The following is a 23,925-nucleotide window of genomic DNA, read 5'->3' on the forward strand; positions in this document are numbered from 1 at the left end:
GCAGGGGAGGCGCGTCCGGATTCCATCGCGCCTCACCCGCTTGGACGCTGCAACTTCCCGGCCCGCACGGTGAGCGGCCCCGGACACCGGGGAGGGGCGGTGGCCCCGCTCCAGGCCCTGATCCGCCCGCCTGCCGCATTAGGCCATTCGGGTGAGAGGCCAGGTGCCGGCGCGCGGGGCCCGGGCGGCGGCCGGCCCGTATGATCAACGGGCTGCCGAAGCGGTCGGCAGGCCTGTCACGGGGGTGCGTCATCGGTATCGCGGGTATCTCGCCGCTCCGCCCGCGCGGCGAACTGCTGTCCCGCGAGGAGGACGGCGCGTCGCTGCACCATCTGGTCTGGCGACTGGGGCCGGGCTGGCGTGTGTGCAGCAGCGCGGTGCTCGGCGGCGGGATCGGAGCACGGGAGTGGATCCTGAACGCCCAGGTGCCGGGCGGGTACCCACGGCTCGATCCCGACCGGCACCTCGCGGAGATCGCCGCGGCGGAGGCGCTCGAAGGCCCGGGAGCCGGTCTGATGACCGCGGCGGACGTCACCGCGTTCGCCGTCGCCGACGACGAGGGCGCCACGGCGACGGTCACCAGCGGCCTCGGTGTACGCGGATGGGCCGCCACCCCGGACGAGGGTGCCGACGCCGCACTGCCGCCGGGCACCGTCAACATCGTCGTCGTCCTTCCGGTGCCGCTGGCCGACGCCGCTCTGGTCAACGCGGTGGCCACAGCAACGGAGGCCAAGGTCCAGGCCCTCCTGGACGCCGGTACGGACTGCTCCGGCACACCGACCGACGCGGTCTGCGTGGCGGCGCCCGACCCGGCCGGGCTTCCCGGAGAACTGTTCGCCGGGCCGCGTTCGCGCTGGGGGGCGAGACTCGCCCGGGCCGTGCACCGTGCCGTCCTGGAGAGCGCGCTGCGGCACCCTTGAGACCCCGGCTCCGGTCCGTGACCCGCCCCCGCGACGAAGGGAACCCCATGACCGCCGCAGATTCCGCCCGAACCGCCCCAGGCGCGCCGGCCGTCGCCGTGCTCGGCACCGGGATCATGGGTTCGGGCATGGCCCGCAGCATGCTCAGGGCAGGCATTCCGGTCAGGGTCTGGAACCGCACACGGTCCCGGGCCGAACCGCTCCGGGCCGACGGCGCCACCGTGACGGACACGGCTGAGGAGGCTGTGCGCGGGGCCGATGTCGTCCTCACCGCGCTCAACGACGGCCCGTCGGTCGCGCAGACCCTCAAGGACGCCGCTCCCGGTCTGCGGCCGGGTCAGGTCTGGCTGCAGAGCTCCACGGTCGGAACCGACGCCACGACGGACCTCGCCCACCGGGCCGGGGAACTTGGGCTCGTCTACCTCGACGCACCGGTCTCCGGTACCAGGCAGCCTGCCGAGCAGGGCACCCTCACCGTGTTCGTCTCCGGTCCCTCCACCGCCAGGACCAGCGTTCTGCCTGTGCTGGACGCCATCGGGCAGCGGACCCTCTGGGTCGGCGAGGAACCCGGGGCGGCCACCCGGCTGAAGCTCGTCGCCAACACCTGGGTGATCAACATGGTCAACGCGGTCGCGGAGTGCCTCAACCTCGCCGAGGGGCTGGGCCTCGACCCGAGGCTCTTCCTCGACGCGATGAAGGGCGGCCCGCTGGACACGCCCTACCTCCAGGGCAAGTCCGCCGCGGTCCTCTCCGGTGATCTCAGCCCCAGCTTCGCTCTCAGCACGGCGCTCAAGGACACCGGCCTGATCCTCGAGGCCGCCGAGGCGGCCGGAGTGAAGCTCGACCTGGTGGAAGCCTCCGCCGAGCGGTTCACCCGGGCCGAGGCCGCAGGCCACGGCGACGAGGACATGATCGCCACCTACCACGCCGGGCGCCGTGCGTGAGCGGTGTTGTGGGTGAACGGAGCCGTGCGTGCCGCCGTCGTGCGTGAGCGCCCGCCGTGGCGGGACGCCGCCCGGGTGGAGGGCCGTGGCGCCTGAAGGTCAGACCACCGTCACGGCGTGTCGCACCACCGCGTCGAAGAGATAGCCCTGCGTGTTGTGTGCGGTGGCGGCGGGCTGCACACGGCCCGACCGGTCCGTCGCCCTCGCGAGCAGCACGGTGGGGCCCGTCGCACGCGGCACCCAGTCGGCGGCCCACCGGACCCAGCTCCCCGCCCGAGGCTCGTCCCGCAGGCGAGCGGGGCGCCACCGGCCGCCGCCGTCCGTGCTGATCTCGACCGACCGCACGGGCGTGCCGCCCGACCAGCTCCGGCCGGTGAGCCGGTGCTCGCGTCCGACGGCGAACGAGGCCCCGGGCGCGAGCTCGAACGCGCTCTTGAGTGTCTGCCGGGTCAGGGGCGCACTGCCCTCCGGCGGGTGCCCAGGTCCGAACAGCCGGTACAGGCCCGTGTTCCAGGGGCTCAGCAGCGGCTGTTCGCTCACCTCGATGTCGCCCACCCACTTGATGTTCGCGATGCCCACCCAGGACGGCACGATCAGCCGTACCGGCGCGCCGTGGTCCGGCGGTAGCGGCTCGCCGTTCATCTCGTAGGCGAGGAGCACGTCGTCCATCGCCTTCGACACCGGCAGGGGCCTGCGCACGCGGCCCAGGTTCACACCGTCGCCGGCCACCTCCGCGTCCAGGCCGCGGGGGAGCACGTCCACCGCGTGCCGGCCGATCCCGGCGCGCCGCAGCACCTCCGCGAGGCGCACGCCGCGCCAGCGCGCCGTCCCGATCGCGCCGAGGGTCCAGGCCGTCCCGCTGACCTGCTGACCCTGCTGCGACGTGAAGAAGCTGCGGCCGTTGCCCGCGCACTCGACGAACGCCGTCCGGGTGACCGACGGCAGCGCGCGCAGTGCGTCGTAGGAGAAGTCGACCGGTCCGCCGCGCAACCCGTTGCCCCAGACCGTCAGCGTCCACCGCGCCGCGTCCACCGAGGGGGTCGCCGTGTGGTTGCGCACGAAGAAGCGGTCGACAGGCGTGAGCAGGCCCGTGTCGCGCAGCGCCTCGAAGTTCGTCTCGGCGTTGGTCCCGCGCAACGTGAAGAACTCCGGCGGCAGAGGCTTCACGACCCCGGGCAGCCCCGGCTGCGACGCCGCGGCGGGGGCCGCTGCGGCCGCCACCCAAGGGGTGGCCACGGAGGCCGCCGCGACCAGCTTCAGCAGATCACGCCGGTGCGTCCCCGCCGACACGGCGCGGCCCCGCGCCCATTGGCGCAACCGGAGACGGTCGTACGCGGCTTCGGACGGAGGTGCGGACGTCATGGGCGCTCCGTGGGAGGGGTGGGCGGCACGGCGGGACCGGACCCGGTCGCCGGGTCCGGTGGCCTTCCGTACCGGACCGTAGGGCCTGCCCGCGCCTGCCGGAAGCTGCCCGCCCGTCTCGCCACGAACCCGCAATGCCGCCGCAACACCCGTGTGCCGGGCCCCACGACGTGGGGCCCGGCACACGGCCGCCGTGACTCAGTCCTGGGCGAGCATCCCGCTCCGCAGCTTGCCGAGGATGCGGCTGAGCAGCCGGGACACGTGCATCTGGGAGATGCCGAGTTCCTCGCCGATCTGAGCCTGCGTCATCTCCTGGCCGAAACGCATGTCGATGATGCGACGCTCCCGGCTGTCGAGGTCACCGAGGAGCGGGGCGAGTGCGGACAGGTTCTCCACCGCCTCCATCGCCGGGTCGGGCTCACCCAGCACGTCCGCGTACGTGCGCGTGCCCGCCGCCCGTCCCACGGTTTCCGGCCCGGCGGCCGGCATGTCCAGCGATCCGGCCGTGTAGCCGTTCGCCGCCACGATGCCTTCGGCGATCTCCGCCTCGTCCATACCGAGCTCACGGGCGAGCTCGCCCACCGTGGGGTCCCGGTCGAGATCGGTCGCGAGCCTCTCCTTTGCCTTCGCGAGGTCCACCCGCAGCTCCTGCAGTCTGCGCGGTACATGGACGGACCAGGTGGTGTCCCGGAAGAAGCGCTTGATCTCCCCGACGATGTACGGCACGGCGAAGGAGGTGAACTCGACCTCGCGGGAGAGGTCGAAGCGGTCGATCGCCTTGATCAGCCCGATGGTGCCGACCTGGACGATGTCCTCCATGTCGCCGCTGCCCCGGTTCCTGAACCGCCCGGCGGCGAAGCGCACCAGCGACAGATTCATCTCTATCAGGGTGTTGCGGGCGTACTGGTGCTCAGGGGTGCCCTCCTCCAGCACCCGGAGGCGGTCGAAGAAGAGTTTCGACAACCGCCGGGCGTCCTTCGGAGCGATCTGCCCGGCGTCCTCGATCCGGGGGAGACCGTCCGGGGCGTCCGCTCGTACCGCTCCGGCGGTCGGTGCAGGGTGCGCGGTCATCCCGTCACGCTCCTCAGGTTGCGTGCCTTGAGGTGTGTCCGCCTGCCCGATGACACCCAACTCATGTGTGGAGGAGCTGATTTGGGCCACAACTGGGAAGGTAATGGCTGGGAAGAGCCGTTACCGCCGGGTTCGTACGCGGTGCGCGTGCCGTGCGCCGGGCGCACAGAACCGCCCCACCGGTACGGGGGAGCCCGGTGGGGCGGTCATATTCAGGGTGCCACAGCCAAGGGCGCGTCGGAGGCTTATCGCGTCGAGTCGTGCGGGGGATCCCGGCGTCCGGCGCGCATCGCCCCCGCGGCCGGGGCGCCCGGGCCGCGGGCAGGCCGGGAATACACCGACCGCCGCCCACCGTTGCCCGGACGCCACCGCCACCGCCACCGCCACCGCCACCGACCGAACGGAGTGAGAAGTCCCATGCCCGAGGCCGCCCCTCAGCAGCCCACGGATCCGCCGAGGCGCGCCCCGGAAGAGCAGGGCGCTGCCGGCGCGGGCGAGGTGCCCGGCGCACCCCACCCGCTCGACAATCCCGTCCGCTCCGCGCTCACCGGCCCGCACGCCCGTTTCGCCGAGCGACGCGGACGTGTCCTCCGCTACCGTCCCGACGTCACCCCCTGGCTCGCGCTCCCCGACGAACCGGATGCCCGGGACTGGGCCGAGGCGGCCGCCCTCGCCGGTCCGGGAGGAACCGTCACCGTCACCGCCTTCCGGGAACCCCCGCCGGCCGACTGGGAGATCGTCTTCCACGCGGAGGGCGTCCAGATGGTGGATGAGTCCGTGGACGCGGCACCGGACCCGGAGGCGCTGCGCCTCGGACCGGGGGACGTGCCGGAGATGCTCGACCTGGTCGGACGCACCCGACCGGGCCCCTTCCTCCCGGGCACCGTGGAACTGGGTACGTACCTCGGGATCCGCCGCTCCGGCGTGCTGGTCGCGATGGCCGGGGAGCGGCTGCACCCGCCGGGCTGGAGCGAGATCAGCGGCGTCTGCACGGACATGTCCGTGCAGGGCCAAGGGCTCGCCACGCGGCTGGTCAGGGCCGTGGCCCAGGTGATCAGGGAGCGGGGCGAGACACCGTTCCTGCACGCCGCCGCGTCGAACACCCCGGCGGTCCGTCTCTACGAGTCCCTCGGCTTCGCCCTGCGCCGCAGGACCGCGTTCCTCTCGGCCGTGGTCCCCGGGGGCGCCGATGCCGGGCCCCGGGGGCGGATGGCGGGTAGTTTGGAACACGTGGGGCGTCAGTGACCGGACGAGCGGGAGGCACGCTGTGGTCATGGGACTCCGGCGTCCGTCGTCGGGTCGCCGCGCGTCGCCCCCCGGACCGGACACAAGTGAGGCCGCTGCGGGTGAACCCCGTATCGGAAGCCTGGCGCTGGCCCTCTCGCTCCTTCTGCTGACCGCCGGGGTGGTGGTGCTCGACGTCTTCACCGGTGACGGGCTCCCGCTCGTCCCGCTGATGATCGTGCTCCCCGCTCTGGCCTCCGTCTTCTGCACGGTCCGCCAGACCACCTGGGTGGCCGTATGGGTCGTCCTCGCCGTCGTGGCGTCCCAACTGGCCTCGGCCGGTTCCTTCTGGGACGTCGTCCTCCTCATCGGGTTCACGGCACTCGCCTGCGGCCTGGGCGTGGCAGCCTGCGCGGCGCGCATCCGGCATGCCACGGAGGTGGCGAGGCTGCGCTCGGCGGCCGTCGCCCTGCAGCGCCAGATCCTGCGCCCGCTTCCCGTGCTCACCCGGCAGGTCAGCGCGTACGGCCTCTACGAGCCGATCGAGGAGGACCGTTTCGTCGGAGGTGACATCTACGAGGTCGTGCAGTCGCCCCACGGGACGCGGGTGATCATCGGCGACGTGCAGGGCAAAGGGCTTCCCGCGATCGGCGTCGGTTTCGCCGCGCTCGGAGCGTTCAGGGAGGCGGCGGTGAGGGAGGCCGACCTCACCGCGGTGGCCGGCGCCGTCGAGGACGCGGTCGTCCGGCACAACGTCTTCTCCGCGGAGACGGGCGAGGTGGACCGCTTCGTGACCGCGCTGCTGCTCGGCTTCGACGACGGTGAACGGGTGAGATGCGTCAACTGCGGCCACCTCCCACCGATGCTGCTGCATGACGGGGCCGCGTCCGCGGTCACGCTGCACAGGACCTCCGTACCGCTGGGCATGGCGGAACTCAGCGACGAGCCGCGCACCGCCGAATGGATCGGCCTTCCCCCCGGCGGCGCCCTGATGGTCTACACGGACGGGGTGACCGAGGCCCGCGATCCCGCCGGTGCCTTCTATCCCCTGGACGAACGGCTGAAGCGGTGGGCGGGGTGCGAACCGGGCGAGGTGCTGCACGAGCTCCAGGCCGATCTGCAGCAGTTCTCCGGCGGCGTCAGGAGGGACGACGTGGCCGTGCTCGTCCTGAACAGGCCCACGTCCGGTCACGACAGGGCTGCGCCCGGCGGGGGCGGCCGTACGGGCAGCTCCCGGAAATGAGTTCGGCCCCGCGCTCCCCGTCACTACAATGACCCGCATGATGGGCTCGTTCTACTTCTTTCTCTGACAGCCGGCCGGGACGCGCCGCGCGTGACTTCACGCCGCGTGCCGCCTCCCCTCCGCCGTCCGGCACCCGGCTCCGCGGTGCTCCTCCGTCCAGGACGTCGAGGCGTGCACCGCCGGAGCCCTGTCACCCCAGGGAAAGCACCTATGTCTCTTCACCACCACCACAGGCAACTGGCCGTGCGCGCCGTGTCCAAGGCCTACGGCGAACGTTCCGTCCTCGACCAGGTCTCGTTCACGGTCCGTCCCGGAGAGAAGGCCGGGATCATCGGCGAGAACGGCTCCGGGAAGTCGACCCTGCTCAGGCTGCTGGCCGGAGTGGAGTCCCCGGACAGCGGCCGGATCGACGTCGGTTTCCCGGGCGGAACCGGCTACCTCGCCCAGACCATCGGGCTCGACGCCGGGGCCCGTGTACAGGACGCGGTCGATGCGGCCCTCGCCGGACTCCGCTCCCTCGAACGGCGGATCCGAGAAGCGGAGGAGGCCCTCTCCCTCGGAGATCCCACCGCCGCGCAGCTCGACGCCTACGGGGACCTGCTCACCGCGTACGAGGAACGCGGCGGATACGGCGCGGACGCCAGGGCGGGAGCCGCACTGCACGGCCTCGGGCTCGGCGGACTCCCACGGGACCGCCGGATCGGCACTCTCTCGGGCGGCGAGCAGTCGCGCCTCGCGCTGGCCTGCGTGCTGGCCGCCGCACCGGAACTCCTGCTCCTGGACGAACCGACCAATCACCTCGACGCCGACGCCGTCCACTGGCTGGAGGACCACCTCCGCGCCCACCGGGGCACCGTGCTCGCGGTGACCCACGACAGGGCGTTCCTGGAGCGGATCAGCACCGTGATCCTCGAGGTGGACCGTGATCTGCGGGACGTCACCCGGCACGGCGACGGCTGGGAGGGATACCGCGCGGCCCGGGCGGCCGGGCGTCGCCGGAGGGAACGGGAGCACCAGGAATGGCTCGAGGAGCTCGAACGTACGGAGGAGCTGGTGAACGCCGCGGGCCGGCGCCTCGCGGCCACGGGGAAGGACCCCGGGCAGGGCTTCGGCAAGCACCGCCGGTCGCACGAGGCCAAGCTCTCGGGACGTGTCACCGCCGCCAGGACCCGGATGGAAGCCCTGCGCCGCTCGCCCGTGCCGGCGCCGCCCCGGCCGCTGAGCCTCACGGCCGAACTGGCCCTGGGGCCGTCGGGCGACGGCTCCGGCCCGCTCGCCGAGCTGGACTCCGTAGTGGTGGGCAACCGTCTCGCCGTGCCGGCCCTCCGCGTCCACCCGGGGCAGCGACTCCTGGTCAGCGGCCCCAACGGGGCGGGCAAGACCACTCTCCTGCGCGTCCTGGCCGGTGACCTCGCGCCGGACTCCGGCACGGTTCGGCGGCGGGGGAGGACCGGCTACCTGCCGCAGGAACTCCCCGCCAGGATCACCAGGCGCTCCCTGCTCGCCACGTTCGCCGCGGGCAGGCCCGGGCCCCCCGACGAGTACGCCGACGAACTGGTCGCCCTCGGGCTGTTCCGCCGCGAGGACCTGACGGTGCCGGTGGCCGCACTCTCCGTCGGACAACAGCGCAGGCTGGCCCTCGCGCGACTCGTGAGCCGCCCCGCCGATCTGATGATCCTCGACGAGCCGACCAACCACATCGCGCTCGGCCTGGTGGAGGAGGTCGAGGCGGCGCTGGAGCGGTACGCCGGGGCCGTCGTCGTGGTCTCCCACGACCGGAGCTTCCGCCGGCGCTTCTCCGGCGACCGCCTGGCGCTGCACGAAGGGCGGCCCGCAGGGGGCTCCTGACGCCGCGCCGGCACGACGGCGACGCCGGGTGCCTCCGCGCTCCGGGCCGCGCTCGCACGGGAACGCACCGGGGCTGCGAGGAACCGCCGCGCGATCGAGACCCCGGGCCGCGCTCGCACGGGGAAGCCCCCCACTGCCGCCGCGCTGCCGGGGCGGCCGTCCGCGGACATCCGCGGGCGGACGTCCCCGCGTCCCGCCCGCCGACCCCACCAGGCGGTACGGGGCAGCCCTCAGCGTCCGGCGGAGGCGTCGCCCTCCCGGACGCGCTCCCGCAACCGCTCCACGAAGACCCGCTGTCCGGTCACCAGCCTGGACAGCGCCTCCTCCGGTGTGCACCAGGCGAACCTGTCCATCTCCGGGAAGGCGCGCATCACACCGGACCCCCTGGGCCATTCCATGGTGAAGGTGCCGGGCACCGCGGCGGCCGGGTCGAGGTCCGCCTCCACGGCCCAGACGGTCACGGTCTTGCCACCCGACTGGCGTGCCTCACCCAGCGGCACCCATTCACCGTCCGGGAGCGGCAGGCCCAGCTCCTCGGCGAACTCCCGGCGCGCGGCGGTGGCGGGATCCTCGTCGGGCTCGATCTCGCCCTTGGGGACCGACCAGGCCGCGGCCTCCCGCCGCGCCCAGAACGGTCCGCCCATGTGGCCGATCAGCACCTCCACGTCGGGCCGGCCGTCGTCCCCCCGGACGACCCGGAACAACAGGACCCCGGCACTGCGCCGCACTGTCGACATGTCGTCAAGTGTGTGGTCCGAGCCGACGGGAGGCCAGCGGGCAGCCGCCACGCGCGCGTCCGACACCCGGGCCCGCGGCACGCCCGCACCCCGGTGCGTGACCGCCCCCGCTCCCGAGGGCACGAGTCACCCGGGCGCCGCACGCTGTTCCTCCTGATGTACCTGTCGCCCTCTGGTGCGTCCCGGTGAGCGCCGTCATGCTGTCCGCCGACAGCGCATTCCACGGACAACCGAACCCGCACCAGGAGGACTTGTGGGCCCTGGCACCCTCCGCAGCGCGCTGCGGCCACTCGTGCTGCTCGCGACCGTGTCGGCGACGCTGGCCGGGGCGGTCGCCCCGGCGGTCGCCGACACGGCTCCGGACCCCCGCCCGCACACCGCTGCCGAGATCCTCAGACCCGTCGCCCCGCCCGCGGCGAGCGCGGCGCCAGGCGGTACGAGATCCGTGGTCGACGGCGACGGCATCGAGACCGCCCGTGCGTCCCGGCCGCTCGCTCCCGGCGTCAGCCTCAGCTCCTACGACCGGCTGGAATCGGACAAGTGGCTGCGTGTCGACAGTCTCTCCGTCGATCTGGACGGCTCGGGAGTGCGCGCCGACTACCTCTCCGCGGGCGGGGTCTCCGACCGCCGGACGGTCTCCGAGCTCGCCGCGGCGCACGACGCCGGCCGCGGACGGCGCACCGTCGCCGCGATCAACGCGGACTTCTTCGACATCAACGAGACGGGCGCACCCCTGGGGCCCGGCATCCGCGACGGTGAGACCGACCACTCGCCCGCTCCCGGCGTCAACCGGGCCGTGGCCATCGGCCCGGAGAACGCGGGCCGTGTCCTCCAGCTGTACTTCGAAGGCACGCTGACGCTCCCCGACGGCGCCCACCCGCTCGCCGCGTACAACGCGGCGGACGTCCCGGCCCAGGGTGTGGGCGCCTACACCTCCGCCTGGGGCAGCGCCGACCGCGCCCTCACCGTCGACCGGGCGAAGCCCGTCACAGAGGTGTCCGTACGCGACGGCAGGGCCGTCTCGGTGTCGGACACCCCGGGGAAAGGACCCGTGCCGCAGGGCACCGTGGTGCTCGTCGGCCGCGAGGACGGTGCCGCACTGCTGGCCGGACTCCGGCCCGGAGACCCGGTGGGCATCACGTACCGTGCGCGCACCGACGGCGGAGCCGTGCCGCGCACCGCCGTGGGCGGGCGGGAACTCCTCGTCGTCGACGGGGCCGCGCAGAACCACGACGGCGAGGGGAACAACACCGCCGCGCCCCGCACCGCCGTCGGATTCTCCCGGGACGGCCGCACCATGCAGGTGCTCACCGTCGACGGCCGGCAGACCGACAGCGGCGGCGTCACCCTCACCGAGCTGGGCGAGATGATGCGCGAGGCAGGCTCGTACAGCGCCCTGAACCTGGACGGCGGCGGGTCCTCCACCCTGGTGGCCCGTGAGCCCGGCAGCGACGCCCTCCAGGTCGAGAACAGCCCGTCGGACGGCAGCGAGCGCACCGTTCCCAACGGTCTCGCCCTCACGGCCCCGGACGGCAGCGGACGGCTGAGAGGGTTCTGGGTCGAGACCCGCACTCCGCCGGCGGAGGCTCCCGGCGACGACCCGGTCGCGGGAGGCCACCCCGAGCGCGTGTTCCCCGGGCTGACGCGGCGTCTCACCGCCGCCGGGTACGACGAGACGTACGGACCCGCGGAGGGCACGCCCCGCTGGCGTACCGTCAGCCCCGCGATCGGCACGGTGGACGGCCGGGGCACCTTCACCGCGCGCCGCAGCGGCACCACCGAAGTCCGCGCGGAGCGGGACGGGGCCGGAGGCGGCACGAGGATCACCGTCCTCGACCGGCTCGCCCGCGTCCGGGCGACCACCACGCGCGTGGGTCTCGCGGACGCGGACGCGACCGGTACGTTCGGGCTCGTCGGCCTGGACGCCCACGGGGCGAGCGCGCCCGTCGAGCCGGACGACATCGATCTGGACTACGACCACTCGCTGTTCGACATCGCCGACGACGGTGAGGGCAACTTCACCGTCCGCTCCCGCACCGGCTCGGGATCCGGCCGGGTCACGGCCGGCGTCGGAGGCGTCAGTACCACCCTCGCCGTGAGCGTCGGCCTCACCAGGCAGGCGGTCTCGGACTTCGACGACGCGGATTCCTGGAAGTTCAGCCAGGCCCGCGCCGACGGCTCCCTCGGCGCCACACCCGAGGGACACACCGGCACGGGACTGCGGCTCTCCTACGACTTCACCCGGTCCACCGCGACACGCGCCGCCTACGCCTCGCCGCCGCAGCCCGTGGCCGTCGAGGGGCAGCCGCAGGCGTACACCCTCTGGATCAAGGGCGACGGCAACGGGGCGTGGCCGACCCTGCACCTCAAGGACGCCGCCGGCTCCGACCAGCTGCTGCGGGGCCCGTACGTCACCTGGACGGGCTGGCGGGAGGTCACCTTCACCGTTCCCCCGGGCGTCGCGATGCCGCTGTCCGTGTACCGCTTCTACCTCGCCGAGACAGCGGCGGCCGAGCAGTACAGCGGTGAGATCGTGATCGACGACCTCACCGCTCAGGTACCGCCCACCGTCGAGGTGCCCGAACAGGCGGAACCCGCCGACCCGCTGATCGATCCGGCGGCGGTCACCGAGCGCAGGGACTGGCGGTTCGCGGTGATGTCCGACGCCCAGTTCGTCGCGCGCGACCCGGACGGTGCCATCGTCCGGCAGGCACGCCGCACCTTGCGCGAGATCAAGGCCGCACGGCCCGACTTCCTCGTCGTCAACGGCGACCTCGTCGACGAGGGCTCCCCGGCCGACCTCGCCTTCGCCCGCCGGGTGCTCCAGGAGGAACTCGGCGAATCCCTGCCCTGGTACTACGTACCGGGCAACCACGAGGTGATGGGTGGGAAGATCGAGAACTTCACCGCCGAGTTCGGCCCGGCCCGGCGGACGTTCGACCACGAGGGCACCAGGTTCATCACCCTCGACACCTCCGCCCTCAGCCTGCGCGGCGGTGGATTCGCGCAGATCAAGGAGTTGCGTGCCCAGCTCGACGCGGCCGCGGAGGACCGGTCGGTGGGTTCCGTGATGGTCGTCGAGCACGTGCCGCCCCGTGATCCCACCGTGCAGAAGGGGAGTCAGCTGAGCGACCGCAAGGAGGCCGCCCTCGTCGAGCAGTGGCTCGCCGGCTTCCGCCGTACGACGGGCAAGGGCGCGGCGATGATCGGCAGCCATGTCGGCGTCTTCCACGCGTCGCACGTCGACGGGGTCCCCTACCTCGTCAACGGCAACTCGGGGAAGGCGCCGTCCGGGCCGGCCGACGAGGGAGGGTTCACGGGCTGGTCCCTGATCGGGGCGGACCGCGTCTCCCCCGTCGAGTGGGAGGCCGCACGCAGACAGCCGTGGAAGGGCGGACCCGACTGGGTCTCCGTGCAGACCCGTGCGCACGTCGACGAGCTGACCCTCGACGCCCCCGCCGCCCTGGTCGCCGGTGAGCGCGCGACGGTGACCGCCCAGGTGACCCAGGGCGCGCGGTCCGTACCGGCCCGCTTCCCGCTCAGCGTGGACTGGACGGGCTCCCCGAACGTCCGCATCGGGGAGGCCGGCGACGCCCGGGGACGCCACATCGCGTCACTGGACCCGTCCACGGGTACGTTCAGGGCGCTTCGGCCCGGGACCGTCACGCTCGCGGCGACCGTCAACGGTGTCACCCGCCGGGTGGTGGTCCGGATCGCCGCCACGGCGGTCGCACCGGCCGCCTGACCCGCGCAGGCGCCGCACGGCTTCCCGCAGGCCCTGGGAGCCGTGCGGCGCCCCCACCCCGTCGGACACGGGGCCGGCGTTCACGCCTTCCGGTAGGCGTAGGCCTCCGCCGCGGCCGCCTCGACCGCCGCCAGATCGCCTCCCGCCGAGGCGGTCACCAGCGCGGCCACCGCTCCCTCCACGAATGGGGCGTCCACCAGCCGCGCGCCCTCGGGAAGTTCGTCGCCGTCCGCGAGCATCGACTTCACCGTGAGTACCGCGCTGCCCAGATCGACGAGCAGAGCGACGCCCGCCCCCCGGTCCACCGCTCTCGCCGCCCGGGAGATCAGCTCCGTACTGGTGCCCAGACCACCCGCGGACGTCCCGCCCGCAGCGGCCACCGGTGCGGTGGCCCCACCCGCGGCGAGTCCTCGGGCCAGCTCCGCGACGGCCTGCGCCACCGGCCCGCTGTGCGAGACCAGCACGATCCCGACCTGCTCGTCCCCGCTCACGCGCCGTCACCCGAGCCCGCCGCCTCCGCGAGCGCTCCGACCAGCAGCGCCGCCGAGGCGGCCCCCGGGTCCTGGTGCCCGACGCTGCGCTCGCCCAGATAACTCGCCCGCCCCTTCAGCGCCCGCAACCCAACGGTGGCCAGGGCGCCTTCCAGGGCCGCGTCCCGGGCCCGGCCGAACGAGGACCCCAGCCCTTCGACGGCCGGCAGCAGTGCGTCGAGCATCGTCTTGTCCCCCGCCTTCGCCCCGCCGAGCTGCGCCACGGCTGCCACTCCGGCGCCGAGCGCCTCGGCCAGCTGTTCCCGGCTCACCTCCCGCGCCTCACCGAGGGCTTTGCCGGTGCGCCGCAGGAGGGTCCCGTACAGCGGACCGGAGGCTCCGCCCACGGTCGAGATCAGACAACGGCCGGTCAGCGTCAGTACGTCCCCCGGGGCGGCGGGCGCCTCCTTGCCGAGCACGTCGCCCACGGCGGCGAAGCCGCGCCGCATGTTGGTTCCGTGGTCCGCGTCCCCGATGGCGGCGTCGAGCTCCGTCAGACGGTCCGCCTCCCGGTCCATGGCAGCCGCGGTGGCGGTCATCCACTGACGGAAGAAGTCGGTGTCGAGCACAGGATCTCCATTTCCTCACACGGTGGACAGTCCGTTCAACGGCCCCAGCGGAGGGCGGGCGTCTGCACCGGTGCGTCCCAGAGCCGCACCATCTCCTCGTCCACCTGGCAGACCGTCACCGAACAGCCTGCCATGTCGAGCGAGGTCACGTAGTTGCCCACGAGGGTGCGGGCGACCGCCACCCCCCGTTCCGACAGCACGCGCTGCACCTCGGCGTTGAACCCGTACAGTTCGAGGAGGGGGGTCGCCCCCATCCCGTTGACCAGCACGAGCACGGGCCCGCTCGGGGTGAGATCCTCCAGCACCGCGTGGACCGCGAAGTCGGCGATCTCCCCGGACGTCATCATGGGGCGTCGCTCGCGGCCCGGTTCCCCGTGGATCCCGATGCCCAGCTCCAGTTCGCCCGGGGGCAGGTCGAACGTCGGGGTTCCCTTGGCGGGTGTGGTCACGGAGCTCAGCGCCACCCCGAAACTTCGGCACGCCTCGTTGACCCGCCGTGCCATGGACTCCACGCGTTCCAGGGGGGCTCCCTCGTCGGCGAGCGCTCCGGCGATCTTCTCGACGAACAGCGTCGCCCCGGTGCCGCGGCGTCCGGCGGTGAAGGTGCTGTCGGCGACCGCCACGTCGTCGTCCACCAGGACCCGGGCGACCCGCACGCCCTCGTCCTCGGCGAGCTCGGCGGCCATGTCGAAGTTGAGCACGTCACCGGTGTAGTTCTTGACCACGAAGAGCACCCCCGCGCCGCTGTCGACAGCGGCGGCGGCCCGCACCATCTGGTCCGGCACCGGTGAGGTGAAGACCTCGCCGGGACAGGCGGCGGACAGCATCCCGGGCCCTACGAACCCGGCGTGCAACGGCTCGTGGCCGGACCCTCCACCGGAGACGAGCCCCACCTTCCCCGCGACGGGCGCGTCCCGCCGTACGACGAGGCGGTTCTCCACGTCCACGACCAGTTCCGGGTGGGCCGCGGCCATTCCACGCAGGCCGTCCTCGACCACGGTCTCCGGCACGTTGATGAGCATGCGCAACGGGTCCTCCTGAGTGCGGTGCCGGCCGGACGCTCGTGCCGTCCGGCCGTCGGAGTGAAGATGCGTACGTCTCCCAGTATCGAAGAGACCCGGATGATCGGGAAGCGACGCGTCGCAGCCGCCATCCGGTGGTGACCGACGGCCGTCCTTACGGTCCGGTGACGTGGGCGTGCCGTGCGGCCGTCCCGGGCCGCGGGCGCCCTAGCGTGGCTGCCATGCGTGTACTGGTCACCGGCGGAGCCGGTTTCATCGGGTCGAACATCGTCCGGACTCTCGCCTCGGGCGGTCACGAACCGGTCGTCCTCGACGCACTGCTGCCGTCCGCGCACGGCGGGGGCGAGGAGGGGGGCACCGCCGGCGAGCTGCCCCCGGGCGTCCCGGTGACCGTCGCCGACGTGCGGGACCGGGAAGCGGTCGCCCGGGCCCTGTCAGGCGTCGACGCGGTGTGTCACCAGGCGGCGATGGTCGGTCTCGGCAAGGACTTCGCCGACGCGCCGGAGTACGTCGGTTGCAACGACCTCGGCACCACCGTCCTCCTCGCGGAGATGGCGGCGGCGGGCGTCAGGGACCTCGTACTCGCCGGCTCGATGGTGGTCTACGGAGAAGGACGCTACGACTGCGACCGCCACGGACGCGTGAGTCCGGGGCCCCGGACCGTCGCGGATCTGGACGCCGGCCGGTTCGAGCCGCTCTGTCCCTCCTGCGGCGCGGAGCTGGCCCCCGGACTGGTCACCGAGGAGGCGCCCGGAGATCCGCGCAACGTCTACGCGGTGACGAAGCTGGCCCAGGAGCACCTCGCCGCCGCCTGGGCGCGCGCCACCGGGGGCCGGGCCGTCTCGCTCCGCTACCACAACGTGTACGGCCCGGGAATGCCACGCGACACCCCCTACGCTGGCGTCGCCTCGTTCTTCCGCTCGGCCCTGGCCCGCGGCGAAGCCCCCAGGGTGTTCGAGGACGGCAGGCAGCGGCGCGACTTCGTCCACGTACGCGACGTGGCCGCGGCCAACGCGGTGGCCCTCTCGGCCCTGGGCGACCGGCGGCCGGGCAGCTTCGACGCGTACAACACGGGCAGCGGAACCCCCCACACCATCGGCGAGATGGCCTGGGCCCTGGCCTCCGCACACGGTGGCCCGGACCCGGTGGTCACGGGCGAGTACCGGCTGGGCGACGTCCGGCACGTGACCGCCGACTCGCGCAGACTCCGTGAGGAGCTGGGCTGGAAGCCGGAGACCGACTTCGCGGCGGGAATGCGGGAGTTCGCCACCGCGCCCCTGCGCGGCGCCCGGAGGGTGTCCCGCGGTTCCTGACGCCGGCCGTCAGCCGGCGACCGCCGGCAGGGTGACCTCGAAGCAGCATCCGCCCGACACGTTGTGCACCCCCGCCCGGCCGGAATGCGCCTCCACGATCCCGCGGACGATGGCGAGCCCGAGGCCCGCGCCTCCCGGAGGGGTGCGGGCGTGGTTCCCCCTCCAGCCCGTGTCGAAGACGCGGTCGAGGTCCTCGTCGGGGATGCCGCCGCAGCCGTCGGTCACCGAGAGCACCACCCCGTCGGGCGACCGCCGCGCGGCCACGGCGACCGTCCCGTCGGCGGGTGTGCGGCGGATCGCGTTGATCAGGAGATTGCCCATCACACGGCTCATCTCCTTGCTGTCGACCTCCACCGGAACCTCCTCGACCAGGTCGCCGACGAGGCGTACCCCGTGTTCCCGGGCCAGCGGATGGGCTCCGGCGAGCGCGTCGCCGACCAGGTCGTGCGCCGAGACCCGGGTGGGGGTGAGGGTGAGCGAACCCGCGTGGATCCGCGAGAGTTCGAAGAGGTCGCCGACCATGTCGTTCATCCGCTCGACCTCCTTGCGCATCTGGCGCAGGTAGCGGCCCGAGTCCGCTGCCATGCCGTCCTCCAGCGCCTCCGACATGGCCCGCAGCCCGGTGAGCGGGGTCCGGAGGTCGTGCGAGATCCAGGCGACCAGCTCGCGGCGCGACCGCTCCAGCGCCCGCTCGCGCTCACGGGAGTTCTCGAGTTTCGCGCTGGTCGCCGCCAGCTCCCGCGTGAGGGTGGCGAGTTCCGCGGTGGCCTGTTCGGCGGGAGCGTCGAACGTACCGCCGTCACCGAAGGAGCGAGCCGCGAGCGTCAGGTCCCGGCTCCTCGCGGCGACCCAGCGCCCGAGCAGCACCGCCGTAGCCAGGGACACCACCGCCGCCATGGCGACCACCGTCGTCACCACCGACAGGTCGTGCGCGGACAGGAACATCGCCCAGGCGACGGTCAGGGTTCCGGCCAGCATCGCCGTGACGGCCACCGCCGCGACGACCGCGAGCGAGACCGCGAGGGAACGGTGGCGCAGCATCCACAGGACCAGCGCGCCCAGCAGCCCGGCGGCGGCCGCCCCCAGGAAGGCGAAGAGCGCGATCAGCAGCATGTCGGTCATCTGCTCAGCCCGCCGTTCCGGCGGCCGGAAGGTCCAGGCGGTAGCCCACGCCCCACACCGTGCGGATCAGACCCGGGCTCGCCGGGTCCGCCTCGACCTTCCCGCGCAGCCGGCGCACGTGCACGGTCACCGTCGAGAGGTCACCGAAGTCCCAGCCCCACACCTCCTTCATCAGCTCCTCCCGGGTGAACGCCCGCCCCGGATGGGCGAGGAAGAAGGCCAGCAGGTCGAACTCGCGGAGCGTGAGCGCGAGGTCCAGGCCGTCGCGGGACGCGCGGCGGGCAGAGGGCTCCAGCACGAGTCCGGCGCCCCCGAGCACCGCGGCGGAGCCGTCCTCGGCCCGCCGGGCCCGTCGCAGCACCGAGTCGACGCGCAGCACGAGTTCGCGAGGGCTGAAGGGCTTGGTCACGTAGTCGTCCGCCCCCGTCTCCAGGCCGAGGATCCGGTCGTCCTCGTCACCGCGCGCGGTGAGCATGATGACGGGCACCGGGCCGTGCGCGCGCATCCGGCGGCACACCTCGAAACCGTCCATGCCGGGAAGCATCAGATCGAGCACCACGAGATCCGGCCGGCGCTCCGTGAACCGCGCCAGGGCCGAAGGACCGTCCCCCGCCCGGGCGACTTCGTAGCCCGCGCGTTCCAGATAGCCGGTCGCGACCTCCGCGACGGTCGGATCGTCGTCCACGACGAGTACGCGGCCCCGGGGCGCGCCGCTCCCGGGACCGGGGGACGCCACGACACGGGGACCGGGGACGGAGGAGATGTTCTGCATGCCGACTACTGTGGCACCGCCGTCCGGCCGGGCGGACGGCACCCGGCCGCCACACGGTCGACGTCCACGTTTCGTAAGAACCCGAAGACCGAAATGTCGCTTTCCGCTCCGTAGGGTGATCTACGTGACCGACACTTCTCCGGCTGACCCCGCCGACTCCGTCCGAGCCGACATCGTCCTGCCCTGCCTCGACGAGGCCGCCGCGCTGCCCCAGGTGCTGGCCCGAATTCCGGCGGGCTGGCGTGCCGTCGTGGTCGACAACGGCTCCACCGACGGCTCCGCGGACATCGCCCGCTCCCTCGGCGCCACCGTCGTGCACGAACCGCGCCGGGGCTTCGGCGCCGCCTGCCACGCCGGGCTCATGGCGGCGGAGGCGGAGTACGTCTGCTTCTGCGACTGCGACGGTTCCCTCGATCCCGCGCTCCTGCCCGGCTTCGTCCGCGGGATCGCGGCTGGGGAGAGCGACCTGATCCTGGGCAGACGGCGGCCCGCCGGCCGCGGCGCCTGGCCCGCCCACGCGCGCGCGGGAAACATCGCGCTCTCCCGCATGCTCCGCGCACGCACCGGTCTGCGTCTCCACGACCTCGGGCCCATGCGAGCCGCACGCCGTGAGGCCCTGCTGCGACTCGACCTGACGGACCGGCGCAGCGGCTACCCCCTCCAGATGGTGGTGCGCGCCTCCGACGCGGGACTGCGGGTCACCGAGACGGACGTGCCCTACCTCCCCCGGACCGGCCGGTCCAAGGTCACCGGAACCTGGCGGGGCACCTGGAACGCGGTGCGGGACATGCGCGCGGTGCTGCGGGAACCCGCCCGGCCCGCCCCACGGGCCGTCACGGCGGAGGCAGCCCGATGACCGAGAGCACACCCTCCGCCCGCCACACGACCCTGCTGGTCATCGCCAAGGAGCCGGTTCCGGGCCGGGTCAAGACCCGTCTGACCCCGCCCTTCAGCCCGCAGGAGGCGGCGGAACTCGCCGCCGCCTCGCTGGAGGACACACTCAGCGCCGCCCTCACCCTGCCCGCGCTGCGGCACGTCCTGGTGCTGGACGGCAGCCCGGGCCCCTGGCTGCCCCAGGGCTTCGAGGTGATGCCGCAGAGCACGGGCACGCTCGACGAGCGCATCGCTGCGGCGTTCGGCGCGTGCGCCGGACCGGCCCTCCTCATCGGCATGGACACCCCGCAGGTCACCGCCGCCCATCTGGCGCTCCCGTTCGCCCCGGACGGATGGGACGGTTGCGACGCCTGGTTCGGCCCTGCCGAGGACGGCGGGTTCTGGGCCCTCGGCCTGGCGAGGCCCGACCCGGGCCTCGTACGGGGGGTGCCGATGTCCCTCCCGTACACCGGCGGGCTCCAGCGGGCCAGGCTCGCGGACGCGGGCCTGACGGTGCGGGATCTCGCCGAACTCCGCGACGTGGACGACGCCGAGGACGCCGCACGGGTCGCCGCCGAAGCCCCCGACGGGCTGTTCGCCGCCACCCTCTCCCGACTCGGCCGGCCGGTGGTCCGATGAGCACGGTGACACCCGCTGCCGACGCGGGCCACACCGCCTGGGGGACCGACCCGTACGCCCGCGCACTGAGCAGGGGACACGGCCCGCTCTTCCTCCGGCGCCCGGACGGCTGGCTGCTGCCCCTGGACGTCGAACGCTGGTGCCAGGACGCCGACGCCGCCGACGAGTCCGCCCTCCGCCGCAGCGAGGGCACGGTCATCGACATCGGCTGCGGCCCGGGCCGGCTCGTCGCGGCGCTGGCCTCGCGCGGGCACCGGGCCCTGGGCATCGACGTGAGCGAGGCGGCCATCGGACACACCCAGGCACTCGGAGGCTCCGCGCTGCGACGCAGCGTCTTCGAGCCACTGCCGGGCGAAGGCCGGTGGGACACCGCACTGCTCATCGACGGCAACATCGGCATCGGCGGCGATCCCTGCGCTCTGCTCCGCCGCGTCGCGGCCCTGCTGGCACCCGGGGGACTGCTCATCACCGAGGCGGCTCCGCACGACGTCGACGAGCGGGTACACGTACGGCTCGACGACGGAAGGGGAGGCGGGCAGTCGTCCGCCCCCCACTTCCCCTGGGCCCGGGTCGGCGCGTCCGCCCTGCTGGACTACGCCCGGTCGGACGGCTGGAGGCCCGTCGAGCAGTGGGAGGCCGACGGCCGTACCTTCCTGGCCCTGCGGTGCTCCCGCACGGTGCGCAGGACGAGCCAGAGCGCCGACAGCGCGAACAGCGCGGCCGTGATCAGCAGCCAGTTCCCCAGGAACCTGTCCGGTGACATCCCGCTCGCGGGCTCGTAGCGCTCGGAGGGACCGGCCACCAGCGGGAACCAGACGAGCAGGAGCAGACCCGACAGGAACAGCGGCACGCGTACGAATCCGACCCGGCCGGACCGTCGCGCGCGGGGTACCCGCAGCGCGCGGTCCGCGGCCGAGTACAACGGCAGCAGCATCAGATCGTGGACCAGCGCCGCGCCCGCGAACCAGATGAGGACCCGGAAGGTGTCACCGGCCAGCAGCCGCACCCCCGCCCACCCGGCCAGGGCGAACGACGAGGCCATGAGCACCAGATGCAGCGGGCCCTCCCCGTACCAGCGGCGGAGACGGCTCATGACAACCCCCCGAACGTCAGACGGCTCACCCATTTGGTGTTCATCACGCCAGGCGCGGCGGGAACGATCACGCGGGCCGGGTAGCCGTGGTCCGAGGACAGCTCCGCGCCGTTGACCCCCAGCGCGAGCAACGACCGGCCGTCGCGCACCTGGTTCTCCCGTAGCGCGACCATCCGGAACGACCCGCCGCGCTGGAGGGACTCCACCAGAACCCCCGGTGCGGCGCCGGAACAGCCCGCGAGCACCGCGAGATCGCGCAGGCGCACCCCGCTCCACCACTGGTCGGACGTCGACCAGCCCTCGACGCACGCGATGGGCAGCGCTGCCCCGTGCTGCCGCATCGCCATCAGTTCCGCCCGGGACAGCCGGACCTCCCCGGCGGGGCCCGTGAGGACCAGCCGCCAGCTCTCTCCCGTCTGGGACGGGCGGATGCCCGCCTTGGCGGCGGTCTTGTTGATCTGGAAGCCGTCGGGCCCCGGCCCCGGTTCCGCCCCGCCGTGCGGGGCCAGCAGCGCGGTGCGCCGCAGCGGGTCGAAGCCGCGTCCGGCCGAGGTCACCAGGAGGAGCGCCGAACCCGCCCCCACCATGGCCAGGGCGCCACGCCGGGAGACGGTCGGCTCGGCCGGGTCGGGCGCGGCCAGCTCGTCCGCGTCACCGGAGGGGATCCCGTGCCGCAGCACACGCAGGGCGCGGGGGAGCTTCAGAACCGTGTGCGCGGTGAACGCCGCGAAGAAGACCCACGCCCCGTAGAAGTGCAGCGGATAGAACGAGCCGGGGAACAGGTACTCCAGCTGGATGTTCAGCAGCCCGGTGAGGAACTCGAACAGGGCGCCGCCCACCAGCAGCAGCAAGGAGAGGCGCTCCAGCGCGTGTCCGGCGGACCGTGCGGGCGGCAGCGTGAACAGCCGGGGGACGACCGACCAGAGCTTCGCCAGCAGCACGGGCACGAGCACGGTCCCGAGGGTCACGTGGACCCCCTGGTCCAGGCGGTACAGCCAGCGCGGCCCCGTCGGCCAGTCGAAGAGGTAGAAGCCCAGCCAGCCCTTGTCCGGTGTCCTGTCGTTCACGGCCGCCAGGCCGGGGTTGTAGGCCGCGTACGACAGCAGCCCCGTCACGAACAGCACGGTGAGCCCGACCAGGAGCACGACGCCGAGCACGGCGGTGAACCTCACCCCCCGCACCGGACTGCGCCAGAACGCGGGGCTGGTGGGCAGCGGCGGCGAAGCGCGCCGTGCCGTGGTGTCGCCGTGTGTCTCGCCCATGCGATGACGCTATGCCCGGCACCACGCCGGACGCGGCCCGTGACTCCTGACGAAAGTCTGACGTCGGTCCGCGGGCCGAGGACCTCCGGCGCCGTCGTCACCGGATCTGACGGTTGTGTGACGCGGCGGCGTCGCACCGCCCGCAGCGCCCCTCCGGTGCGTAACGTGCCTGCGTGACGACCCACCAGCGCAGCGACCACATCCTGCCGTCCGGCCCCGGGCGGGAGCAGGACACCGAAGAGGAGACCGCGGCCAGGACCGGCCGCCGGCGGGATCTGACGGCCGCGGCCGCCGGAGCGGCGCTCGTGGCCACGGCCGCGGGCGTCGGATGGGTCATCCAGAAGGGCGACGGCAGCCTGCAGGTCCACTGGCCGCCGCTCCTGGCCTCCTGGGACCCGCACCTCGGTCCCGGCACTCCCGCCTCGATCGCCGTGGCGGTGACGGTCATCGCCTACGGCCCACGGATCGCCGAGCGGCTGGCCTGGCGGAGGCTGCTCCTCGGGTGCTGGGCCGCCTCCGTGGCCTGGATCCTCTCGCTCGCGCTGATCGAGGGCTGGTACCGGGGAGTCGCCCGCAGACTGACCACCAAACACGAGTACCTGCGGGTGATCGACCGCTTCGACGACGTCGGGGCCGCCCTGCGGGGATTCACCGACCACATCGTGATCGGCCCGCCCGGCAACTGGCCCGCACACGTCGCCGGGCACCCGCCGGGGGCCACCCTCACGTTCGTGGGGCTGGACCGGATCGGACTCGGCGGCGGCGCCTGGGCGGGCCTCTGGTGCATCGTGGTGGGAGGGTCCGCCGCGATGGCGGTCATGGTCGCGCTGCGTGCGCTGACGGGCGAACACCTGGCCCGCCGGGCCGCCCCGTTCCTCGTGCTCGCGCCCTTCGCGGTCTGGACCGGCACGTCGGCGGACGGCTACTTCGCGGCTGTCGCCGCGTGGTGCGTCGCCCTGACGGCACTCGCCGCGACCCGCACCGTCCGGTTCCCGTCGGCCGCGGCACTCGGCTCCGGAACCCTGTTCGGGTTCACCTGCTACCTCAGCTACGGCCTGACGCTCGTCATCGTCCTGCCCGCGGCCGTCCTGCTGCTCACCCGGACCGCCCGCCCGGTGCTCCCCTTCGTCCTCGGCGCCCTGGTGGCTCCCGTCGCCTTCACGCTCGCCGGATTCAACTGGTGGGAGGCCTACCACCAACTGGTCGAGCGCTACTACCAGGGCGCCGGGGGAGTCCGCCCCTACGGATACTGGGTCTGGGCGAACTTCGCCTGCACCACACTGGCCGCCGGCCTCGCCACGGCCGCCGGTCTGAGCCGGGCGGGGCGGGCCGCTCCCGAGGCCGTGCGCGCGATCCCCTCCGGCACCACCACCGCCGTCCAGAGACTGGCGCTGCTCACCCTGACCGCGGTCCTGGCCCTCGTGGTGGCGGACCTGTCAGGGATGAGCAAGGCGGAGACCGAACGCATCTGGCAGCCCTTCGTCGTCTGGCTGATCCCCGCCGCGGCACTGCTCCCTGACCCCGGCAGGCGAGGCTGGCTGGCCGCGCAGGCCGCGGTCGCCCTGCTCGTCAACCACCTGCTCTGGACCGGATGGTGAATGGGCCTGTGCCCGGCGCACACGCGCCGGGCACAGGC

At 73.6% G+C, this 23,925-nt stretch carries 20 protein-coding genes; 11 read left to right on the forward strand and 9 right to left on the reverse strand.

Annotated features, from left to right (window positions below):
* Positions 1-200 precede the first annotated feature (200 nt).
* Positions 201-920, forward strand: a complete 720-nt coding sequence (locus ACFXOA_RS21735) for an adenosylcobinamide amidohydrolase (RefSeq protein ID WP_385030872.1) — start codon at positions 201-203, stop codon at positions 918-920.
* Positions 921-967: 47 nt separating this feature from the next.
* The gene (locus ACFXOA_RS21740; RefSeq protein WP_385030875.1) at positions 968-1,864 is read left to right on the forward strand and encodes an NAD(P)-dependent oxidoreductase; all 897 of its coding nucleotides are present in this window, start codon (positions 968-970) and stop codon (positions 1,862-1,864) included.
* A gap of 99 nt (positions 1,865-1,963) precedes the next feature.
* On the opposite strand, the gene ACFXOA_RS21745 is transcribed toward ACFXOA_RS21740, so the two are convergent.
* Together ACFXOA_RS21745 and ACFXOA_RS21750 are read right to left on the reverse strand one after the other, a co-directional pair.
* Complete coding sequence (locus ACFXOA_RS21745) at positions 1,964-3,226, reverse strand: sulfite oxidase (protein ID WP_385030878.1); 1,263 nt, start codon at positions 3,224-3,226, stop codon at positions 1,964-1,966.
* A 198-nt stretch (positions 3,227-3,424) separates the two neighbouring features.
* Positions 3,425-4,297 carry an RNA polymerase sigma factor SigF gene (locus ACFXOA_RS21750; RefSeq protein ID WP_385030881.1) on the reverse strand — a complete coding sequence of 291 codons (873 nt, stop codon included), beginning with the start codon at positions 4,295-4,297 and terminating at the stop codon, positions 3,425-3,427.
* Between the two features lie 417 nt (positions 4,298-4,714).
* Here ACFXOA_RS21750 and ACFXOA_RS21755 point away from each other — a divergent pair, with 417 nt between their 5' ends.
* The 3 genes from ACFXOA_RS21755 (at position 4,715) to abc-f (ending at position 8,612) form a co-directional block, all read left to right on the forward strand.
* Positions 4,715-5,542 (forward strand): GNAT family N-acetyltransferase, encoded by an 828-nt coding sequence (locus ACFXOA_RS21755; protein ID WP_385030884.1) that lies wholly within the window; start codon positions 4,715-4,717, stop codon positions 5,540-5,542.
* A 22-nt stretch (positions 5,543-5,564) separates the two neighbouring features.
* Entirely contained in the window at positions 5,565-6,764 is a 1,200-nt protein-coding gene (locus tag ACFXOA_RS21760) for a PP2C family protein-serine/threonine phosphatase (RefSeq protein WP_385030887.1), read from the forward strand.
* Positions 6,765-6,974: 210 nt separating this feature from the next.
* Complete coding sequence (gene abc-f, locus ACFXOA_RS21765) at positions 6,975-8,612, forward strand: ribosomal protection-like ABC-F family protein (RefSeq protein WP_385030890.1); 1,638 nt, start codon at positions 6,975-6,977, stop codon at positions 8,610-8,612.
* A gap of 230 nt (positions 8,613-8,842) precedes the next feature.
* On the opposite strand, the gene ACFXOA_RS21770 is transcribed toward abc-f, so the two are convergent.
* Positions 8,843-9,349 carry an NUDIX domain-containing protein gene (locus ACFXOA_RS21770; protein ID WP_385030893.1) on the reverse strand — a complete coding sequence of 169 codons (507 nt, stop codon included), beginning with the start codon at positions 9,347-9,349 and terminating at the stop codon, positions 8,843-8,845.
* Between the two features lie 253 nt (positions 9,350-9,602).
* Between ACFXOA_RS21770 and ACFXOA_RS21775 the strand changes: the two genes are divergently transcribed.
* Positions 9,603-13,094 carry a phosphodiester glycosidase family protein gene (locus ACFXOA_RS21775; RefSeq protein ID WP_385030896.1) on the forward strand — a complete coding sequence of 1,164 codons (3,492 nt, stop codon included), beginning with the start codon at positions 9,603-9,605 and terminating at the stop codon, positions 13,092-13,094.
* Between the two features lie 80 nt (positions 13,095-13,174).
* Here the strand turns inward: ACFXOA_RS21775 and ACFXOA_RS21780 are convergent, their stop codons facing one another.
* The 3 genes from ACFXOA_RS21780 to dhaK are packed head-to-tail and all read right to left on the reverse strand — an operon-like array spanning position 13,175 to position 15,221.
* A complete protein-coding gene (locus ACFXOA_RS21780) occupies positions 13,175-13,585 on the reverse strand; it encodes a PTS-dependent dihydroxyacetone kinase phosphotransferase subunit DhaM (protein WP_385030899.1) in 411 nt (136 codons plus the stop codon).
* Positions 13,582-14,193 carry a dihydroxyacetone kinase subunit DhaL gene (dhaL, locus tag ACFXOA_RS21785; RefSeq protein ID WP_385030902.1) on the reverse strand — a complete coding sequence of 204 codons (612 nt, stop codon included), beginning with the start codon at positions 14,191-14,193 and terminating at the stop codon, positions 13,582-13,584. The genes ACFXOA_RS21780 and dhaL overlap by 4 nt, the downstream gene beginning before the upstream one ends.
* Positions 14,194-14,228: 35 nt before the next feature.
* Complete coding sequence (dhaK, locus tag ACFXOA_RS21790; protein WP_385030905.1) at positions 14,229-15,221, reverse strand: dihydroxyacetone kinase subunit DhaK; 993 nt, start codon at positions 15,219-15,221, stop codon at positions 14,229-14,231.
* A gap of 215 nt (positions 15,222-15,436) precedes the next feature.
* Between dhaK and ACFXOA_RS21795 the strand changes: the two genes are divergently transcribed.
* Entirely contained in the window at positions 15,437-16,528 is a 1,092-nt protein-coding gene (locus tag ACFXOA_RS21795) for an NAD-dependent epimerase/dehydratase family protein (protein WP_385030909.1), read from the forward strand.
* A 9-nt stretch (positions 16,529-16,537) separates the two neighbouring features.
* Here ACFXOA_RS21795 and ACFXOA_RS21800 read toward each other — a convergent pair whose 3' ends face one another.
* Together ACFXOA_RS21800 and ACFXOA_RS21805 are read right to left on the reverse strand one after the other, a co-directional pair.
* The gene (locus tag ACFXOA_RS21800) at positions 16,538-17,650 is read right to left on the reverse strand and encodes a sensor histidine kinase (protein ID WP_385030912.1); all 1,113 of its coding nucleotides are present in this window, start codon (positions 17,648-17,650) and stop codon (positions 16,538-16,540) included.
* Positions 17,651-17,654: 4 nt separating this feature from the next.
* On the reverse strand, positions 17,655-18,422 hold the full coding sequence (locus ACFXOA_RS21805) for a response regulator transcription factor (RefSeq protein ID WP_385030915.1): 768 nt from the start codon (positions 18,420-18,422) through the stop codon (positions 17,655-17,657).
* A 124-nt stretch (positions 18,423-18,546) separates the two neighbouring features.
* Here ACFXOA_RS21805 and ACFXOA_RS21810 point away from each other — a divergent pair, with 124 nt between their 5' ends.
* Genes ACFXOA_RS21810 through ACFXOA_RS21820 form a run of 3 tightly spaced genes read left to right on the forward strand, consistent with a single transcriptional unit; the run spans position 18,547 to position 20,716 of the window.
* Entirely contained in the window at positions 18,547-19,278 is a 732-nt protein-coding gene (locus ACFXOA_RS21810; RefSeq protein ID WP_385030918.1) for a glycosyltransferase family 2 protein, read from the forward strand.
* Positions 19,275-19,934: a DUF2064 domain-containing protein gene (locus tag ACFXOA_RS21815; RefSeq protein ID WP_385030921.1), complete on the forward strand. Its 660-nt coding sequence runs from the start codon at positions 19,275-19,277 to the stop codon at positions 19,932-19,934. The genes ACFXOA_RS21810 and ACFXOA_RS21815 overlap by 4 nt, the downstream gene beginning before the upstream one ends.
* A complete protein-coding gene (locus ACFXOA_RS21820) occupies positions 19,931-20,716 on the forward strand; it encodes a class I SAM-dependent methyltransferase (RefSeq protein WP_385030924.1) in 786 nt (261 codons plus the stop codon). Before ACFXOA_RS21815 ends, ACFXOA_RS21820 begins: the two co-directional genes overlap by 4 nt.
* 307 nt (positions 20,717-21,023) lie before the next feature.
* On the opposite strand, the gene ACFXOA_RS21825 is transcribed toward ACFXOA_RS21820, so the two are convergent.
* Positions 21,024-22,289 (reverse strand): molybdopterin-dependent oxidoreductase, encoded by a 1,266-nt coding sequence (locus ACFXOA_RS21825; protein WP_385030927.1) that lies wholly within the window; start codon positions 22,287-22,289, stop codon positions 21,024-21,026.
* A gap of 173 nt (positions 22,290-22,462) precedes the next feature.
* On the opposite strand from ACFXOA_RS21825, the gene ACFXOA_RS21830 reads away from it, so the two are divergent.
* A complete protein-coding gene (locus tag ACFXOA_RS21830) occupies positions 22,463-23,887 on the forward strand; it encodes a hypothetical protein (RefSeq protein WP_385030930.1) in 1,425 nt (474 codons plus the stop codon).
* Positions 23,888-23,925 lie beyond the last annotated feature (38 nt).

Source organism: Streptomyces sp. NPDC059166, from assembly GCF_042755185.1.
Taxonomy (GTDB): Bacteria; Actinomycetota; Actinomycetes; order Streptomycetales; family Streptomycetaceae; genus Streptomyces.